This window comes from Pseudidiomarina aestuarii (genome assembly GCF_003987355.1).
GTDB lineage: Bacteria > Pseudomonadota > Gammaproteobacteria > Enterobacterales > Alteromonadaceae > Pseudidiomarina > Pseudidiomarina aestuarii.
This window is the reverse complement of sequence record NZ_PIPR01000001.1, coordinates 816312-835340: the sequence shown is the minus strand read 5'-3', so window position 1 is coordinate 835340 and position 19029 is coordinate 816312. Positions and strand designations below refer to the sequence as shown.

Below are 19029 nucleotides of genomic sequence, written 5' to 3'. Positions count from 1 at the left end.
AGATGTTATGTACGGTGTTTCGCAGTGCTAAACGTGCTGATACTTACCTCTATTTGCCGCATTCCGCTGATTTTTCGGATTTACCGGAACCCTTACGGCAACATTTTGGTCAACCTATACAGGTCATGACTTTCGCATTGACAGATCAGCGTAAGCTTGCGCAAATCAGTGTGGCAGCATTACGTGAACATCTCACGGATCCAGGTTACTACTTACAAATACCACCACCGGTGACGAGCCTATTACAGCAGGAGAAGCGCTCATGATGAAGAAATTACAAGGTTGGGTTGTCGCCACAGGCGCGGCAGTTGTGTTGAGTTGGAGCCCGCTAGCTAGTAGCGCAGATGAGGCTGATTTCCCTGCCTATGTAGATAAAATCAAGGCGGAAGCGCGCGCAGCAGGCTATACCGAAGATACGTTAAATCGCGCGTTTGCTGGAGTGAAATTCTATAAGAAATCGGTTGAAGCAGATAAAAATCAACCCGAATTTAAACTGACGTTAGATACTTATTTGCCGCGTGCCGTACCGGAGTGGAAAGCGGATAAAGCGGTAGAAATGTATGCCAAACATCGGGATTTGCTGGACAAGATTGGTGCTGAATATGGCGTTCAACCGCGGTTTATCGTCGCTTTGTGGGGTATTGAGACCAATTTCGGCTCTTACACGGGTGGCTTTGATGTAATTTCTGCGCTGACCACTATGGCTTTTGAAGGTCGTCGTGAAGAGTTCTTTAAAAAACAACTCTGGCATGCGCTAACCATCGTACAGGAAAACCATATTGACGTAGAACAAATGCAAGGTTCTTGGGCTGGTGCCATGGGACAAACGCAGTTTATGCCGAGCTCATTTATGCAATATGCGGTGGATTATGACGGTGATGGGCGCAAAGATATTTGGGGCTCGATGGGAGATGTTTTTGCATCGGCTGCAAACTATTTGAAAAGTGTCGGCTGGCAAGATGACGTAACCTGGGGACGACAGGTGCAGATCCCCGGCGATTTTGACGAATCATTGGCGGGTTTGAATACCAAAAAAACCTTAGCGGAATGGCAAGCTCTTGGCATTCGTCGAATGGATGGCAATGATCTACCCAACCGCTCTGATTTAGAAGCGTCGGTCGTCATTCCTGACGACAAGCAAGGCCGTGTCTATTTAGCCTACGCCAATTACGATGCGCTGATGCGTTGGAACCGTTCGCATTATTTTGTGGCTGCGGTGGGATATTTGTCGGATCGCATTCGGTTTCCACGTTAAATCGAATAGGAGAGGCTGACGATGCGCGAGTTGCCAAGCAAAATTGTCTGCGTGGGTCGCAACTATGTTGAGCATATTGCTGAACTGAATAATGTTGCTCCGAGTCGACCGCTCCTATTTATCAAACCGTCCACGGCACTCGCAACCTTACCTGAGGTAACCATTCCTCGAGCTCAAGGTGAATGCCATCATGAGGTCGAAATTGCGGTACAGATTGGTACTCAGCTGCGTCGTTGCACGCCAACTGAAGCAAGCAAAGCCATTCAGGCCTATGGCCTTGGATTAGACCTGACGCTACGGCAAGTACAGAGTGAATTAAAAGCAGCAGGGCATCCTTGGGAGCGCGCAAAGGCTTTTGACGGTTCTTGTGTGTTGTCTGACTGGATACCAGCAACTGAACTGGACGCCGAACAACCGCTGGAGTTTTCGCTGACGGTAAACGGAGTCCAGCGTCAGGCGGGTCGTTCAGCGGAAATGATTTACACCATTCCCGACTTAATTGCCGATATTTCCCAACAATTTACCCTGTTGCCCGGTGATGTAGTGCTTACAGGCACTCCTGCAGGAGTCGCGGCGTTGGCGCCAAATGACCAGTTGGAACTCAGGTTGCAGCAGGGTGACAAACACTGGTCTTGGACTGGAACCGTGCATTGTGACGGATAGCAAACCTGCGTTCTGGGAAACTAAATCACTCGATGAGATGTCCGCTGCCGAATGGGAGTCTCTGTGTGATGGTTGCGGGAAATGCTGTCTGCATAAATTGATTGATGATGATGATCCTGAAGAAACCGTGCACTACACCGATGTAGCTTGCCGACTACTGAACACCGAAACGGCGCGCTGTAGTCAGTACGCCACACGGAAATCCTTGGTACCCGATTGTGTTGTCATCCACCGCGATAATGTGCACGAATTAACTTACATGCCGCAGTCGTGCGCCTATCGCCGCTTAGCAGAGGGACGTGGATTAGCGTCGTGGCATCCGCTGCGCAACCAGGGCTCTCAACGAGCGATGATTGCTGCGGGTATCAGTGCTGTCAACCGAGTTATCGGCGAAAAATACATCGACGAAGACCTCGAGCAGCGCATCGTCACTTGGCCGTTGTTCGACTCAGAGTAGCCCAAACCAATGTGACGGCAACGAGAATTGCAGTGACGCTGTAGACGGCGAAGATGATCTGCATCCAACCCGGCATACTTAACCCAGCAAATTGCCAGTCAATATCACCGCATAAGCCAGGTGCACCAAAGACTCCCGGAAACCACTCATGTAACGGCATAAAGCTAGGAAAATTCGGGAAGGTATCACACACCATAAAGAATGCGTTGGTACTGTTCTGTAAGGCCACATGCTCGGCTGCAATCAGGTAACCCCAAACTGCAGCAGTCAGCCAGCCTAAAGTTCCTAACCATTGAGTCATACGTGATCGCGGTGCCACCAGAGGGACCAGTGCAACCGTGCCAATCGCCATGATCGCAACCCGCTGATAGATGCATTTCACACAGGGCTCTAAGCCCATGCCGTATTGGAAATACAGTGCTGCTGCCACCAATAGCCATGCTGAAGCAGCCAGTACAGCCCATGCTGCCCGTTGGCTCGGTAGTTGTTTCAGTGTAGCAAGCATCGATGTGTTCCTTGTCTCTTATCTTTCGCTGTCGCGATGGTGAAACGAAACGATACAAAAGTAAAGCCATTCCAAGAGAAACAACAGTACTTGTCCGACCATTGGAAAGACTGTTAAAATCGCTGACCTTATTTGCTATAGCAACCGTTATCCTATGCGGTCATCAAGGACACAGGCGCGATCATGATCATAAAGGCACAGAGTCCAGCAGGCTTTGCAGAAGAATATATCGTTAAATCAATTTGGAACGGTCACTTCGCCCCCGGTACTATTCTTCCGGCCGAGCGTGAACTGTCCGAGTTGATTGGCGTAACGCGAACCACGTTACGTGAAGTGTTGCAGCGCTTAGCGCGAGATGGCTGGTTAACCATACAACATGGAAAACCGACGCGGGTAAATAATTTCTGGGAAACATCGGGTCTTAATATCTTAGAGACATTGGCGCGACTCGATGAGGACGGTATGCCTTTATTGGTCGATCAATTGCTGTCAGCCCGCACCAATATCAGTGCTATCTATATTCGGGCAGCGGTTCGCCATGCTCCCGAAAAAGTAGTGGCGTTGTTAGAGCCCGCGCATGACCTCGATGACACGCCAGAGACCTTTACTCAGTATGATTATCGATTAAATCATGATGCAGCACTAGCCTCAGGAAATCCGATTTACGTGTTGGTATTGAACGGTTTCAAGGGGCTGTATTCGCGGATCGGTAATTTTTACTTTACTAACCCGGCTGCTCGTCAGTTAGCGCGCGATTTTTATCATAAATTACGTCAGACCGCTGAAGCGGGTACGCACGAAGAGGCGGTGAAGTTAGTCCGTCAGTACGGCTACGATTCAGGTAAAATCTGGCAGAGTATGCGCGCGGATATTCCAGCGAATTTAGTCGAATAAATAAGCTATCAGACAAACAAAAACGCCGACATACAGTCGGCGTTTTTAATGGATCGCTAATGATTAGCCGGCGAAGTTTTTCGCCACGAAATCCCAATTAACCAAGTTCCAGAATGCATCCAAGTATTTTGGACGAGCATTGCGGTAATCGATGTAGTAGGCATGTTCCCACACATCAACGGTCAAGATTGGCGTGATGCTGCTGTCGGTGATGGGGGTTTCAGCGTCATCAGTATTCGTGATGTCGACACCGCCATCGGCAGTTTTCACCAACCAAGTCCAACCAGAACCGAAGTTGCCAGCCGCTTGTGCACTGAACTCTTCTTTGAACTTCGCGAACGAACCAAACTTCTTATTGATCGCGTCTGCTAGTGCACCCGTTGGCTCGCCGCCACCATTCGGGCTCAAGCAGTGCCAGTAGAAGGTGTGGTTCCAAACCTGCGCAGCATTGTTAAACAAGCCACCTGAAGCAGTCTTGATCACTTCTTCAAGAGATTTGTTTTCAAGGTCAGTACCTTTCACCGCGTCATTCAATTTGGTTACATAGGCAGCGTGGTGCTTGCCGTAGTGATACTCGAGCGTTTCGGCCGAAATATGAGGCTCTAGAGCATTTTTTTCATAAGGTAGTGCTGGTAATTCAAAAGCCATGTGGACTCTCCTTGTTGCTGAGTGTTCGAATAGAATTCCAAACAGGCCTTCAGTTTAACATTGAATTCTGTAAGGACCGTTACAATATACCTAGATAGTGGCAGAAAAGTTTATTTTCAAGGGCAGTCGATGACTTCTTCTGATCAAATCTGATGCTGCGAGCCGAGTCAGCTTGTGATAAAATATGCCCCGCTTTTTACCGTTAAGAGGTGATAATTCATTTATGGAAACTGTAGACAAGATTAAGCAACAAATTGCCGAACATCCGGTGTTGTTGTACATGAAAGGTTCACCGAAGCTGCCTAGCTGCGGGTTTTCATCGCAAGCTTCACAAGCGTTAATGTCTTGTGGACAAGCTTTTGCCTATGTTGACATTCTGCAGAATCCAGATATTCGCGCGGAACTGCCAAAGTTTGCTGACTGGCCAACGTTCCCACAATTGTGGGTCGAAGGTGAGTTGGTGGGTGGTTGCGACATTATTCTGGAAATGTTCCAGAAAGGTGAATTACAAAGCTTGATTAACGAAGTCGCAGAACGGCATCCACAGCCAAGTGCTGAGTAAAATAAAAACTGATGTCGGGTGCGCAAGGATATTTGTTCACTAACTGAAAATGGAGAAAATAATGGGTGTATTGGTTGGCCGTAGGGCTCCTAACTTTACTGCTGCAGCAGTTTTAGGTTCTGGCCAAATCGTTGAAGACTTTAACTTTCACCAGCAAATCAAAGGTAAGAAGGCGGTACTGTTCTTTTATCCGCTCGACTTTACGTTTGTTTGTCCGTCAGAATTGATCGCTTTTGATCAGCGTTTAGCTGATTTTGAAGCGCGTGGCGTTGAAGTAATCGGCGTTTCAATTGACTCACAGTTCAGCCACAATGCGTGGCGCAATACTGCCGTCGAGAACGGTGGTATTGGTGAAGTAAACTATTCACTCGTTGCAGACGTGAAGCACAGCATTTGCCGAGCTTACGACGTCGAGCACCCAGAAGCTGGGGTTGCTTTCCGAGCGTCATTCTTGATCGATGAAGAGGGCGTTGTGCGCCATCAAGTCGTCAATGACTTACCGCTGGGGCGTAACATTGATGAAATGCTGCGCATGGTTGACGCGCTGAATTTCCACCAAGAGCATGGCGAAGTATGCCCAGCGGGTTGGAAAGAAGGTGATGAAGGCATGAAAGCAGATGCAAAAGGCGTTGCTGATTATCTTTCGAAGAACTTTGATAAACTGAAAAAAGTTTCTTAATCCAGTTTATAGGTAATGAAAAGGCCGTTGTCAGTCATGCTGAGAACGGCCTTTTTTATGAATGACTCATCCTATGCGCGACGGTCGGGACGCTTGAAGAAATATAGAATTAAGGCAGCAATGGCACCGAGTGTGTCGGCCAACATATCCTTTTGCGCATCCCAGATATCACCTTGCGAGCCTAAAAATTCGATCCCGGCATCCCCACCAGCAAGGTCTGCATACCACCACTCAATAATTTCATAGCCTGCAGCGACACTCATAATCATAAAGAGTCCGAAAAAGCCTGCAGCGACCGGAGCAGCCCATTTTTTCTTCAGGAGCAGCTCAACCATGGGGTAAGCATAAAAACCCACCGAAAAATGCGCAATACGGTCGAAATGGTTACGCTCACCACCCCACCATTCGGTGAACCAATCGAACGGCACATTCGCGAACGTATAATGGGCGCCTATGGTGTGCATAATCAGCCATATCGACATCAATGCATAGCTGGTGTTACTGAATTGAAATTTAGGGTAGGTGAATACAAGTAACAAATAGATGCCTATGACGGGAATCATTTCAGCGATCCAAACATCGAACATGGCTGGATTGATCACCGACCATACCATCAACAGTAATAACCCCAGTGCCAATCCTTGTGGGAAATAATGCTTCATAAACGTACTCTTCTGAATAAATTGTTCAGCGAGCTACTCAGCAGCAGACGAATCATCCGTCTGAGATGCGAGCGGCCAACCGCCTAATGCTTGATAGCGATTGACCATCCAGCAAAATAGCTCGGCGGTGCGCTCGGTATCGTACAAAGCAGAATGCGCTTGTTTGCTGTCGAATTCAATGCCTGCTGCCTGACAGGCCTTCACTAGCACAGTTTGTCCAAGCGTGAGAGCAGCTAAAGCAGCTGTGTCAAAGGTGACGAAAGGGTGAAAAGGATTACGCTTCAGCTCGGCGCGCTCGGCTGCTGCCATGACGAAGTTATGGTCAAATGTGGCGTTGTGACCGACGAGGACGCAACGTTGGCACCCAGCGTCCTTTTGCGCTTTACGAAGTCCTTTGAATACTTCTTTCAATGCCTCATTTTCAGCTATCGCACCGCGCAAAGGGGAATGGGGATCGATGCCATTAAACTCGATCGCCGCTTGCTCGATATTTGCGCCTGCAAAGGGCTCGACGTGAAAGTGAAAGGTTTGATCGAGTTCCACTTCATTGACATCATTGAACTTTAGGGTGACCGCAGCAATTTCTAGCAGCGCATCCGTTTTCGAGTTAAATCCTGCTGTTTCAACATCAATCACGACTGGCAAATAGCCACGAAATCGTTGTTTCATACGTTCGTCAGTTGCCATGTTTCAGTGCTCTCAGTTGCGAAAATTAAGCAGGTTTACGCTCGATTAATTCGATGGCATAACCATCGGGGTCACGAACAAATGCAATGACAGTCGAGCCACCTTTGACTGGGCCTGGCTCGCGATATACATCGGCTCCTGCCGCACGCAATTGGTCGCACGTTGCGTAAATATCTTCAACACCAATCGCCAAGTGTCCAAATGCTTCGCCATGTTCATATTCACTCACGCCCCAGTTGTAGGTTAATTCAAGGACGCTGTGATCGCGCTCATCACCATAGCCGACAAAAGCGAGCGAGTATTTGTAAGCTTCATTTTCAGAGGTTCGCAGTAATTTCATGCCGAGTGCTTGCGTATAGAAGTCGATAGACCGTTGTAAATCACCGACACGAAGCATGGTATGTAATAAACGCATGAGTTCAATCCTTACTCGTCTGAGGTTTTTCTTTAAATTCGTCGAATGGGTAGAGATATTACCATATTTAAAATCGTAACCCTGAGATCAAAGCGTCTGTTAGTTCAGTTGACAGTGGATCAAAATGTCCATTCTGATAAGGGATGATTTCCACTTGAGCAGCAAAGTCTTCAATAAAGTTAGCTGGGGTCGTCAAATACGCCTGCTCTAACCATCTTAAATTCTCCGCAATTTGGGTTCCTGAAGGACTCGAAGCCTTATACAAAGTAACTTTTGTCTGCACTTTAGTAGAGGGCTGATGGTTGGCATTGATATTCTGGCTACTATCCTCATTGGCTAGCAGTGCGTCCAGTTCTGGGGAGAGCAATCGAGCTTTGTGCAGACTGAAGTAACTATCAATGAGTTGTACAGAGCCAAGCGTTTCTTGCTCTTGTTCTAACAAACGACAAACTTCAAGCGCCAGTACGCCCCCAAAACTCCAGCCAACAAAATGCCAGGGACCTTGTGGCTGGATGTGTTTAATCAACGGAACCAACTGCTGTGCAAGTTCAGTATAACTCGATGAAGCCGCCTGCTCGGTGTAATGCTCTAATAAATAACGGTAGAAGTTATTCAGCAGCACCAGCCTAGTGTCCGTTGCACGCTCGATAAATGGTTGATAAAAATCGACACTATCGCCTTCACCGGGTGGGAAAACAAACACTGTGTTGGGTTGCTCGCAGTTGTGTAATTGATACGGATTGAACTGCGGATAATCACATAGCGATTGCCGCACTGAGACTTGATGTTGCAGACAAAACTCAATCAGTTGCTGCACACGTTGCTGTAAACGAGCGGCGAGCTGGTCGCTAAACTCGTGCCCATACAGGGTGGTGCAGGAAAACCGTAGTTGCCGTTCCTGATATACCGCCAGAATACTGACAGGTTCAAAAGCTCTTTGTTGAGATGGGTAGTTGGCGCCACTAGATTCAGCAACTATCTGCCAGTCATCGGCACTACCACCCGCATTTATTTGTCCCAAATAGTTAAAACTTACCGCCAGATGTTCAGCTTTGTTATGCCGATAACAGCCGGAGCGGATATAACTCTGACCATAACTTGAGGCTTGTCTTACGGTTTCTTTGTTATAGTGAATATTGTGCGCTAGGTCGTCCGTGGCGGCCAACATTACAGGGTAAAAGCTAGTGAACCAGCCCATGGTTCTGTTCAGGTTTAGACTGTTGTTATTCGTTTGACGACCATGACTCTCGAGCAGCACAGCTTGATTGGTATGGCCCCAAAGATCTCTTAACGCTAAGGCTAAAGCAGAGAGTAATAATTCATTAATCTCTGTTTGATAAGCCTGATGTGCTTGTTGCATCAGCAACTTGGAATGCTCTGGTGATAATTGCATTTGAGCCTGAGAGCTTGCGGTTATGGTTGGTCGTTGCACTTCGGGTAAAGTTGCACAAAACGCTTGCCAATAATGCGTCGGATAGACCTGAGGCGCTGCACTTTGGGCTGCAACCCATTGCCGATAACTAGTGGTCTTATCCGCTAGCTGTTGGTGCCGAGACGACTGTTGTTGGTAAAGGCTGTTTAAATCTTCTACTAGCAAACGCCAGCTTACCGCATCTATCAGCAAGTGATGGCAGGCAAAAAATAGACGCGCGCTCTGATCGGGATAATTGTGCAAATATGCCAGCTTAAATAGCGGACCCTGTTCAATATTAAATTCGCTCTGCCAAACAGATAGTTGTTGCTCGAGCTCCTCATCCGTCATGGTGGCGCGGTCAAGATCTTCTAGTATTAACTGTGGTAACTCAGCCGAATACGATTGCCGATAGCCTTCAGCGGTATTTGAGAAACTAACTCTCAAGATATCGTGATGTGCCACCAATTGTTTGACGGCTTGTTGCAATAAAGCTGGATCCAGCGGTTGAACTTTGACGAGAAATGACTGATTCCAATAGTTCTGGTTGATCACCTGACCGGATTGGACCAAATCAAAAAACCACTGCTGAATCGGCAGTAAGTTAAAGCTGCCGCTTAACAGCCCTTGTTCTGCAACAATCTCGTGCTGCTCATGTTGTTGATCAAGCAGTAAGGACATTGCTTTTAAACTGCGGTGCTGCATCAGAGCTTTGACATTGCAGTGCCAACCAGCCTTTTTCAGTAATGCCGCAAGCTGCATGACTAGTATTGAGTCGCCCCCAAGCAGGAAGAATTCATCATCTCGTCCGATATTGACATCGCCGAGAAGTTGCTGCCACAGTGTTGCCAGCTGTTGCTCGGTCGCGGTCTCAGGGCTGCGATAACTTTGGTTAATTTGTGGCAAAGGTAAAGCTGCTTCATCTAATTTGCCGTTGCTGGTCAATGGCAATTGCTGGAGCCATAACCAGTGATCGGGTTGCATAAAATCGGCTAATCTCGGCTTTAGTTCCGCAACGAGTTGTTCTATTTCAGGATCTGGAGTAACTAGATAAGCCAGCAGTTGGTCGCGACCATTCATCTGATGCAGCTTCAGCGCTGCTTGCCGCACCTTGCTGTGGTTGAGTAATTGCTGCTCTATTTCTGCGAGCTCAATACGATAACCCCGGAGTTTGAGTTGCTTGTCTTTCCGGCCCTGAAATACTAGTTGGCTAAGATCGTTATCGTCACTTTGCCAGCGCACGAGATCCCCAGTTTTATACAATCGATCACCGGCGATAAAAGGACTTGGAATAAAAGCACTCTCGTTCAGCTCGGATTGATTCAGATATCCTCTGGCTACGGCAACACCGCCAATGTAGAGTTCGCCTGCTACTTCAAAAGGCACGGGTTCCAATTGAGTATCCAGTACATATAGACTGATATTGTTCAATGGTAATCCAATAGTGGAGCTTCGGTTTAAATCGACTTTAGCCAAGCTGGAGGTAATAGCCGCTTCAGTAACACCATATTCGGCATAAATATCGACATGAGAAAAGCGCTGCAGAGCTGCAGAGCTGGCAGCGGCGCCGCCATAAATAAGATACTTGAGATTGGGCAGTTGCGTTGGCTGCAGTACGTCGAGCACAGCACCGGATAGAATCAGGTGACTGACGTTCCTCATGCAGGGTTGGCTAAAGTCTATCTCTTTGCTGAGGAGCAACTTTGCTCCAGACAGCAGCGCATTCATGATCACAGCTACAGCAGCGTCAAATGCGTAAGACAAGCCAAGATAGAGCACAGAGCCGGAGTCGATCTGATAGGTCTGCTGCTGTTGCAGTATCGTATTTAGGACCGATTGATGCTCAATGAGCACACCTTTGGGCATCCCTGTAGTACCAGAAGTGTAGATGACATAGGCTAAATCTCGCTTCGATACGGCTATATCTGGTGCCGTTTCGGGTTGGTGATGGAGATCAAGCAAGTCCAAATTAATTAACTGGCAGTGCTCAGGTAACATGGGCTTGCAGTCAACCTCTGACAGGCTCAATACCTGCTTCGCTTGAGTGTCACTCAGTATATGTTGTAGGCGATGTGGCGGAGTGGATGGCTCAATGGGCACCCAAGCTGAGCCGGTTTTCAGTACCGCCAAGATAGCGACTATCATCCAAACAGAGCGCGGCAGCACAAGAGCAATCATTCGCTGCTGTTCACCGTCGCTCATCTGCAATAACTGATGCGCTAATTGGCTCGACAGATCATCTAACTCTCGATAGGTCAGTTGTTGCTGATCCAGTTGTACAGCGATTTGTTCGGGATGGTCTGCGACTTGCAATGCAAATAATGCATTCAGAGTAGTTGCATACGCTGTGTCTGAGTGTTGCTGTTGCCTGTTGCCAAGTGCCAACATAGCCGCTCTTTGCTCGGAGTTAAGTAAAGACAAGTGTCCGTTTTTACTCTGCGGTGCATTGACTACGTGTTGGAGTAAATTGACAAATCCCTGTTGTATGAGTCGTATGCGCCGCTCGCTATATAACGAGCTGGCATAATTGAGGGTACCGCTGATGTGTTGATCCCGCACTTCCAACTGAAACGACAGATCATACTTGGCATTGCAGTCGCCGGCAGGCAATGGAGCAGGGCTGAGCCAGTCGAGATCCGTGGTAGCTTCTGCAAATGTTTGGACTGAAAACATCACTTGAAAGAGCGGGTGACGGCTTGCATCCCGATCGACGGAGAGTTGTTCCAACAGTTGTTCAAAAGGCAGTTCCTGATAACGCTGTGCTGCAGTGCTCTGCTCGGTAATGTCGGACAGTAGAGCGAGAAAATCGGCTTCTGGGTCGATATAATGGTGCAGCACCTGCGTATTTACAAAGAAACCGATTAAGGCATCAGACCCAGGTAATTGGCGGTTCGCCATCGGAGTACCCAGCAATATATCCTGCTGCCCAGTCAGTTTGTGCAGCGTTAAACTCCACACAGCTAGCAACAGGTTATAGACCGATACCTTCTGCTGCCGCGCTAAGGCTTGCACTTGAGTGGATAGATCTAAGCTCAAACTAAAATCAAGATCGGCGCCTTTATAGTCAAAGTTTTTCGGCCTGGGGTAACATGTGCGCAGGTCTAACGGTGGTACATCGATTAGTTTTTTCCAATAGGGATTTTGCGCCATTGATTGGTTTTTGTTTTGCTGCCAGCGGGCATAGTCGCGGTATTGGTAATCCAGAGGGGGTAACGTTTGTTCCGGTTGTTGGTAAAACTGGTCAAGCTGACTAAATAGCAAGTCCATGCTCCAACCATCAAAGGCGATATGGTGCACTAAGATCAATAAATAATAAGTGCCATCATCAAGCTCGAAAACGGTGGCACGAATCGGTAATTGAGTCTGCAACACAAATGGCATCTGCACTGCAGTTTGAATCTGTGCGGGTAACTGATCGGTACTCAGTTTTTGATAGTCCAATTGAAAACGATCAGCAGATACTTGTTGCTGCCAAGCAAGACCATCACGTTCTTCGATTACTGAACAAAGTACTTGCTGATAATTAATCAGGTTGATAAATGCTTGCTCTAATCGGGCTAAGTCCAATGTCTCTAGTTTTAGCAGCATAGGAATATGATAAGCGGTGCTGTTAGGCTCTAAGTTATATAAAAACCACAGTCGATTCTGCGCTAAAGAAAGCGGCGCAGTATTGTTATCAGATTCTGATACTGGCAGATCTTGTTGCTCTTCGCTGTTACCATGTTTTAACAAAGCTGCAATGGTCCTGTGGTGAAATAAATCAGCCACAGCCACCTGCCAATCAGCGTCTTTAGCCATCTTATGACAGAGTAATAGTGCCTTGATGGAATTGCCGCCAATACGGAAAAAGTCGTCGTTCAGGCCCACCTGTTCCAAGCCCAACACGTGTTGCCACAGCTGTACGATGTGCTGCTCAAAGTCCGTAGTTGGTGCCTGATACTGTGCTTCCACATTCTGAGCACGATGTGGCTGCGGCAGAGCAGTTCTGTCCAGTTTGCCATTTGCGGTCAGACTAAATTGCTCGATGTGGATAAAAACGTCAGGCCACATATAATCAGGTAAAAATTGAGCGACAAAAGCCGTCAGTTGATCTGCGGGAACATCTGAATCGGCTTGGTAATAAGCAGCTAAATAGGGTTCGCTCTGCTGCTCTTGATGGATAGCGACGACCAAAGCCTGACTTATATGAGTGTGTGTCTGCAGTATGCTTTCAATTTCAGCCAGCTCAATACGATGACCACGAATTTTCACCTGAAAATCAGTGCGGCCTTTGTATTCCAACTGCCCATCCAAAGTTTGTTTCACCAGATCGCCGGTTTTATACAGCCGCTCTTGGGTCTGCGGATGAATAATAAAACGTTCAGCTGTCAGCTCTGGTCTATTCAGATAACCGCGAGCTAATCCTGCGCCACCTATATATAATTCGCCGACTACACCAGCTGGCAGGAATTTAAGGTCCGGATCCAGGACATACGTATGCTCATTCGGCAAAGCGTTGCCAATCAACAGAGGGTTATTGAGATGCTGATGTTTATCGTAAAGGTGGCAGGTGCTCCAAATCACAGTTTCAGTGGGGCCATAAACATTTACTACTTGAGCAAAGTGATGTTGCAACCGAGATAACAATTCGCTATCTAGGGCTTCGCCACCAACCAGACACGTGATGGAGCTTAAATCAACACCATCCATAGCCAGTAAAGTACGCAACACCGAAGGGGTTTGCTGAATAAGGTTAATCTGCGGATGGTGCTGCAAATCGGCCACCGCGTTTTGCAGGTCGGATAAATACAAAGTGCCGCCACGCAGCAGTGGTAAACCATATTCCAAACCAAAAATATCAAACGTGACCGCGGTTAAAGATAAAAGCTGCACTGGTTGATTTTTTGGCAAGTAGAGCGGGAAGTTCAGCAAGAAATCCGTAAAACTGTGCTGCTCTACCATCACTCCTTTCGGTTGGCCTGTAGTGCCTGAAGTATAAATGACATAAGCCAGATCGGTGCCGCAAACATCAAGCGACAACGGCGCACTCGGTTGTTGGTGGTACTCAAGGCCAGCAGGGTTATAGACTGGAACTTCTGTATCGACATCCAATCGGTCCGTTAATACTAAGCGGCAGTTAGCATCTTGCAGTATAAAGCGGATGCGTTGCAGTGGGAAATCTGGGCTGATAGGGACATATGCGCAACCGGCTTTGAGGATGGCCAGTATCGACAGAATAAGCTCTGGTCCACGTGGCAACAGCAAACCAACGATATCACCCGAGTCGCAGCCCAGCTGGCGTATTTGATGAGCGAGCTGATTCGATTCTTGATCCAACTCTTGATAAGTCCAGCTTTGGTGTTGCCAGACTAAAGCATGTTGTGTTGGCATTAGGGATGCTTGCTGATAAAACCGTTCGGCAAAGGTGGCACTGTTGGTGTTATCAGGCTCTGATTTAGCGTTTGAAAGAACGTGTTGATCCGCAGCGCTAAACCATTGTAATTGATCAATCCTGGTTTGAGGATATGCAGCTATTTGCTGCATTAAAACCAGATAACGTTCAGTCAGGCGCTGCATAGTATCTTTACTAAAAAGCGCAGTAGAAAAATTCAGCGCGCCGAGTAATTGTTCGCCTTCATCTTTGATATATAACGACAGATCGTATTTGGCTACCTGATAATTTTCACCTAAATCAAATTCAGAAAAATAGGCCGACTGAGTAGGATCTGCAAACTGGTCCATCGAAAACAGCAGTTGGAATACTGGATGACGGGATGGATCAGGCTGCAGCTTTAGCAAATCAACCAGATACTCAAACGGCAGGTCCTGATTTAACTGCGCCTCTGCGACGGTACTCGTTACTTGCTCCAGCCACTGCTGTGCGCTTTGTTCGGGCTGAATGTGCAAACGAAGTGGCAGTGTATTTACAAAAAATCCAATCAGCTGCTCAGTGTGCTGGTGATGACGATTCGCAAAGGGTGTGCCGAGGACGATATCCTGTTGACCGCAGTATTTATGCAGCAAGATAGCAAAACCTGACAACATCAAGCTATACAAGGTACAACCGCGAGTGGATGCCAGAGCTTTTAACTGAGCCGTTAAAGTAGCCGGAAAGTGAAACAGTAAGTTATCACCGGCATAGCTCAATTTGGCAGGTCGAGGTTTGTCCAACGGCATTTGTAGCGGACTTAGTTGTTGCAGTTGTTGTTGCCAGTAGTTTAACTGCTGATCAAACTGCCCCGCAGTAAAGGCCTCACGTTGCCAGTGGCTATAGTCCTGATATTGCAGTGGTAGTGGTTCCAACTGCAGGGGCTGACCATCGCAAAAATGCTGCATCGCTTGTTCTAGCTCTGCCATAAAAAGGCCATGGCTCCAGCCGTCAAATGCACTGTGGTGGATGTTGATCAGGAGCACTGTGGTTTGGCTTGGGATCAGTTCAAAATACCAAGCTTTGAGCGGAATATCCTGTTGCAAATTGAAGCAATAATTCACGCAGCGATGAAAGGTTTCGTCAAAGTCTTCATCAATGATCGCTATTGTTTCCAGTTGAAAGCTGTCTGTTGGCTGGAGTATGGAGCGGGCTTGTTCACTATTTTGCTTGGTCGAAGAACGCAAAACATGATGTCGTTCAACCAATAGCAGCAAGCTTTGTTGCAGTTGTTTGGCTGAACCCGCTTGCACTTTGAGAGCTATAGGAATGTTGTAGGCAGTATTGGTCGCATCATATTGCTGTAAAAACCACAGGCGTTGCTGGGCAAAAGACAATGGCGGCTCGGCCAGCGTACAGGTCTGTATAGCCTGATGTTCGTTTGCTGGGTTCAAATTCTGATTTAAATTAACCAACGCATTGCGGATGTTTTTATCCGCAAAAAGTCGGGCTACCGGGTAATGAGTTTGCAACAACTCTGCCATCGCATGAGACACACTGATGGCTAATATCGAGTTACCACCGAGACGGAAGAAGTCATCTTCAATACCTACTTTGTCGATTTTTAAATAGCGTTGCCACAACGCCACTAACTGCTTTTCTTGCTCCGTTTTTGGTGCTACATAGTGATCTGTTTTTAGTTCTGGTTCGGGTAAAGCATTGCGATCAAGCTTGCCGTTTACATTGACCGGGAAGCGGCTCAGACCAATAAAATGCTCGGGCACCATATAATCGGGTAATTTTTGTAATAATAATGCTCGCAGTTGCTCAGGCTCTGGCATCGTGTCGGTTTGGCAATATGCGATCAGCCTGTCTTGACCGGCGGCTTGTTTAACCATGACTAAAGCCTGGCTGATGTGCGGTAAAACACACAGCGCTGCCTCTATTTCACCCAACTCAATACGAAAACCTCGTAGCTTAACCTGAAAGTCATTGCGGCCGAGATATTCGATATTTCCATCAGCACGCATTCGGACTCGGTCACCAGTCTTATACATGCGTCGACCGGCTGAGGCATTCTGTGTTACATGGTAGAAAGGATTCGGTAAAAACCGCTCTGCAGTTAACTCTGGCAAATTTAGATAACCACGAGCTACACCATGACCTGCAATATAAAGTTCGCCGGCTACGCCTTTGGGCACCAGTTGTTGGTCGGTATCAAGGATATATAACTGAGTGTTCTGGATGGGTTTACCAATCGGTATAGAACGAAGGTCGCCGTGACAATAGAAATAACTAGAGTCTATCGCCGTTTCTGTAGGGCCATACAAATTATGCAACTGAGTCCGTTGATTCGGATTCAATTGCTGAAATTTCTGCACTGTGGCGAGAGAAAGTGCTTCACCTGAACAGAAAATATAACGTAAACAGGAAGGCACCAGGCGACCACGGCGTTGCAAGTCATCCAAGAAAGCCTGAAACATGGTCGGCACAAAATGTAGAACAGTGATTTGCTGTTGCTCAATGAGCTGGTACAAATAATCCGGATCTTTATGGCCTTCCGGCTCTGCTACGACAATCTCCGCACCATAAGCGTTTGCCCATAACAATTCCCAAACTGACACATCAAAGTTATAAGGTGTTTTCTGTAGCACTTTATCTGTTGCGGTCAGTGGGTAGGTGTTTTGCATCCAGTCAATACGGTTCAGCAGATGCTGATGTTCCAGCATCACGCCTTTGGGATTTCCTGTGGTACCAGAGGTGTAAATAATATAAGCAAGTTGGTCCCGGTTTATTAGCTCAGGCAATGGGCTTGGTGGTGCAGTGTTCACTGGCACTGGGTCTTGCCATAATCCAGAATCGGCCCAGAGCACCTGAGTTGACCCGGACAGCGCTGCGACGTCGTGTTTTAGCAACTGATGGCTCACCAAAGCTGCTGCTTGAGTATCCGCCAATATAAAATTTTGACGCTGTGGTGGAAATTTAGTTGCTATCGGCACGTAAGCGCCACCAGCTTTGTGAATAGCCAGAATAGCGACAATCAACTCGAGCGAGCGCTCCATCAGCAACGCGACTAACTTTGATGGTGAAGCCTCAAGCACGGGTAATAGTTGCAGTGCCAACTCCGTACTGCGTTGGTCCAGCTCTTGATAGCTTAGGCTTTGTGAACCAAAACTCAGGGCGGCTTGGTGAGGTGTCAATGACACCTGACGGCTAAACAATGCCGTTACACTGGATACATCAGGCAATGCTCTGGCAGTATCATTGAGTTCCAGCACTAAATGCTGCTGTTGCTGTGCACTCAATAGCTGCAGTTGATTGAGCTTAACCCCAGGTTTTTCGAGCAACTGCTGTAATATGGTTTTGTAATGAGCCAGCATTTGCGCCACAGTGCTCTGATCAAATAAAGCTGTGGCATAGTTCAGCTCTAACGTGACGTTATATTTTTCTTCTGTAACAAAGAGCGATAAATCATATTTGGCAATCTGATACAGGCCGTCTGGGCTCAGTAAAGTGAAATCTTGCTGTTGAGCCTGTTCATCAGCTTGTTGCAGGGTAAAGAACACCTGAAATAGCGGATGACAGCTTGGATCTCTTGGTAACTGCAGTTTTTCTACGAGTAAATCGAACGGCATATCTTGATATTGCTGAGCTGAAATCAGACTCTCATGCACAGAGCGTACTAATTCGGTCAGACTCAGATTGGGGTTGGTTCGGCAACGAATAGGCAAACTGTTGACGAAAAAGCCAATCATATCTTTAGTGCCGGGGTAATGACGGTTCGCGGCGGCTGTGCCAATCAGTAAGTCATCTTGCTGACTGTATTTGTGCAATAACGCAAAGTAAGCCGATAAAGTTAAGGTATAAAAGCTACAGCCTAAAGAGCGAGCCAATTCATGCAGACCTTTAGAGGTTTTGGTATCTAGTTGCAACTTTTCAGTATCGCCTCGCGGATCAAAACTGTTTGGTCTGCTGCGATCCAGAGGTAACTCTAAGGGTTGCGCGTCGCAAAGTTCTGCTTGCCAGAATTGCCATTGCTCCTGTTGCAGTTTGCCGCGAAGCAAGTGCTGCTGCCAATAGGCAAAATCCTGATATTGGAGAACGAGAGAAGGTAACTCGACTGTCATGCCTTGGCTGAAGTGCAGATAAAACTGCTGAAACTCGTGCAATAAACAAGGCAGACTCCACCCATCGACCGCAATATGGTGCAATGTGATAAGAAAAATCGATGGATGATTGGGGCGCTGAAAATAATGAGCACGCACTGGCAATTGTTGATCCAACAGAAAAGGCCGAGATAGTTCCTGCCGTAACTCATTATGTAAAGCGTGCTGATCGATTTCTGCGTCAAGCAGCTGATGGTCAAATTGCAATTCTGTAGCTGGTTTTAATAGACCTACAGGTTCAGCATCATGCCTTACCAGCACAGTACGCAATACCTGGTGGCGCTCCAATACGGCCAGCAATGCTTGTTCAGCAGCAGTGATACTTTGTTCTGTGTTGCTGTTGTGCAGCTCTAATATCAAGGGCACATTATAGGCGGCACTATCCGGTTCAAACTGTTGTAAAAACCACAACCTTTTTTGCGCAAAAGACAACGGAAACGGTTGCACATCGCTCGGATAAATAATCGGTAGTTGTAGGCTTTCCGACATAACCCCTGCGCGTTTTAACAGTTTAATCAAGTCAGTTTTATGAGGTTTGATTTTAGCCAGCCACTGTTCTCTATCGTCCAGCGGCTGTCGAATCGAAAACTTCAGTTTGTCTTCACCATCCGTTTGCTGCTCAACCCATAAGAAAATGCCGCGTTCATTCACTTGATATAAAAGCTCTGTTAGCTGCAT

Annotated in this window: 13 protein-coding genes; 7 read left to right on the top strand and 6 right to left on the bottom strand. The window is 47.3% G+C overall.

Annotated features, from left to right (window positions below):
* Nucleotides 1-2: 2 nt before the first annotated feature.
* From CWE22_RS03830 to CWE22_RS03815, 4 genes are read left to right on the top strand one after another with little or no spacing between them, the layout of a single operon-like run.
* A complete protein-coding gene (locus tag CWE22_RS03830; protein ID WP_169930048.1) occupies nucleotides 3-266 on the top strand; it encodes a YcgL domain-containing protein in 264 nt (87 codons plus the stop codon).
* Nucleotides 263-1255 (top strand): lytic murein transglycosylase, encoded by a 993-nt coding sequence (locus tag CWE22_RS03825; RefSeq protein ID WP_169930047.1) that lies wholly within the window; start codon nucleotides 263-265, stop codon nucleotides 1253-1255. The genes CWE22_RS03830 and CWE22_RS03825 overlap by 4 nt, the downstream gene beginning before the upstream one ends.
* Before the next feature lie 21 nt (nucleotides 1256-1276).
* Nucleotides 1277-1918, top strand: a complete 642-nt coding sequence (locus CWE22_RS03820) for a fumarylacetoacetate hydrolase family protein (RefSeq protein WP_169930046.1) — start codon at nucleotides 1277-1279, stop codon at nucleotides 1916-1918.
* Between the two features lie 37 nt (nucleotides 1919-1955).
* Nucleotides 1956-2375, top strand: coding sequence for a YcgN family cysteine cluster protein (locus CWE22_RS03815; protein ID WP_244596002.1), 420 nt, complete (start codon nucleotides 1956-1958; stop codon nucleotides 2373-2375).
* Here CWE22_RS03815 and dsbB read toward each other — a convergent pair.
* Complete coding sequence (dsbB, locus tag CWE22_RS03810) at nucleotides 2347-2880, bottom strand: disulfide bond formation protein DsbB (RefSeq protein WP_169930044.1); 534 nt, start codon at nucleotides 2878-2880, stop codon at nucleotides 2347-2349. The genes CWE22_RS03815 and dsbB overlap by 29 nt on opposite strands.
* A gap of 183 nt (nucleotides 2881-3063) precedes the next feature.
* Between dsbB and fadR the strand changes: the two genes are divergently transcribed.
* Nucleotides 3064-3774, top strand: a complete 711-nt coding sequence (gene fadR, locus CWE22_RS03805; RefSeq protein WP_169930043.1) for a fatty acid metabolism transcriptional regulator FadR — start codon at nucleotides 3064-3066, stop codon at nucleotides 3772-3774.
* A gap of 63 nt (nucleotides 3775-3837) precedes the next feature.
* Here fadR and CWE22_RS03800 read toward each other — a convergent pair whose 3' ends face one another.
* Nucleotides 3838-4422 carry a superoxide dismutase gene (locus tag CWE22_RS03800; protein WP_169930042.1) on the bottom strand — a complete coding sequence of 195 codons (585 nt, stop codon included), beginning with the start codon at nucleotides 4420-4422 and terminating at the stop codon, nucleotides 3838-3840.
* 223 nt (nucleotides 4423-4645) lie between these two features.
* Between CWE22_RS03800 and grxD the strand changes: the two genes are divergently transcribed.
* Together grxD and CWE22_RS03790 are read left to right on the top strand one after the other, a co-directional pair.
* Nucleotides 4646-4984 (top strand): Grx4 family monothiol glutaredoxin, encoded by a 339-nt coding sequence (grxD, locus tag CWE22_RS03795; protein ID WP_169930041.1) that lies wholly within the window; start codon nucleotides 4646-4648, stop codon nucleotides 4982-4984.
* A gap of 61 nt (nucleotides 4985-5045) precedes the next feature.
* A complete protein-coding gene (locus CWE22_RS03790) occupies nucleotides 5046-5663 on the top strand; it encodes a peroxiredoxin (protein ID WP_169930040.1) in 618 nt (205 codons plus the stop codon).
* A 71-nt stretch (nucleotides 5664-5734) separates the two neighbouring features.
* Here CWE22_RS03790 and CWE22_RS03785 read toward each other — a convergent pair whose 3' ends face one another.
* The 4 genes from CWE22_RS03785 to CWE22_RS03770 form a co-directional block, all read right to left on the bottom strand.
* Entirely contained in the window at nucleotides 5735-6325 is a 591-nt protein-coding gene (locus CWE22_RS03785) for a DUF2238 domain-containing protein (RefSeq protein ID WP_169930039.1), read from the bottom strand.
* Nucleotides 6326-6358: 33 nt separating this feature from the next.
* The gene (gene rnt, locus CWE22_RS03780) at nucleotides 6359-7012 is read right to left on the bottom strand and encodes a ribonuclease T (RefSeq protein ID WP_169930038.1); all 654 of its coding nucleotides are present in this window, start codon (nucleotides 7010-7012) and stop codon (nucleotides 6359-6361) included.
* Between the two features lie 25 nt (nucleotides 7013-7037).
* On the bottom strand, nucleotides 7038-7427 hold the full coding sequence (gene gloA, locus CWE22_RS03775) for a lactoylglutathione lyase (RefSeq protein ID WP_169930037.1): 390 nt from the start codon (nucleotides 7425-7427) through the stop codon (nucleotides 7038-7040).
* A gap of 67 nt (nucleotides 7428-7494) precedes the next feature.
* Nucleotides 7495-19029: a non-ribosomal peptide synthetase gene (locus tag CWE22_RS03770; protein WP_169930036.1), complete on the bottom strand. Its 11535-nt coding sequence runs from the start codon at nucleotides 19027-19029 to the stop codon at nucleotides 7495-7497.

Coding starts and splice junctions, on each gene's coding strand:
- CWE22_RS03830 (WP_169930048.1), top strand. CDS start 3: ATGTTATGTACGGTGTTTCGCAGTGCTAAACGTGCTGATACTTACCTC.
- CWE22_RS03825 (WP_169930047.1), top strand. CDS start 263: ATGATGAAGAAATTACAAGGTTGGGTTGTCGCCACAGGCGCGGCAGTT.
- CWE22_RS03820 (WP_169930046.1), top strand. CDS start 1,277: ATGCGCGAGTTGCCAAGCAAAATTGTCTGCGTGGGTCGCAACTATGTT.
- CWE22_RS03815 (WP_244596002.1), top strand. CDS start 1,956: ATGTCCGCTGCCGAATGGGAGTCTCTGTGTGATGGTTGCGGGAAATGC.
- dsbB (WP_169930044.1), bottom strand. CDS start 2,880: ATGCTTGCTACACTGAAACAACTACCGAGCCAACGGGCAGCATGGGCT.
- fadR (WP_169930043.1), top strand. CDS start 3,064: ATGATCATAAAGGCACAGAGTCCAGCAGGCTTTGCAGAAGAATATATC.
- CWE22_RS03800 (WP_169930042.1), bottom strand. CDS start 4,422: ATGGCTTTTGAATTACCAGCACTACCTTATGAAAAAAATGCTCTAGAG.
- grxD (WP_169930041.1), top strand. CDS start 4,646: ATGGAAACTGTAGACAAGATTAAGCAACAAATTGCCGAACATCCGGTG.
- CWE22_RS03790 (WP_169930040.1), top strand. CDS start 5,046: ATGGGTGTATTGGTTGGCCGTAGGGCTCCTAACTTTACTGCTGCAGCA.
- CWE22_RS03785 (WP_169930039.1), bottom strand. CDS start 6,325: ATGAAGCATTATTTCCCACAAGGATTGGCACTGGGGTTATTACTGTTG.
- rnt (WP_169930038.1), bottom strand. CDS start 7,012: ATGGCAACTGACGAACGTATGAAACAACGATTTCGTGGCTATTTGCCA.
- gloA (WP_169930037.1), bottom strand. CDS start 7,427: ATGCGTTTATTACATACCATGCTTCGTGTCGGTGATTTACAACGGTCT.
- CWE22_RS03770 (WP_169930036.1), bottom strand. CDS start 19,029: ATGCAGCTAACAGAGCTTTTATATCAAGTGAATGAACGCGGCATTTTC.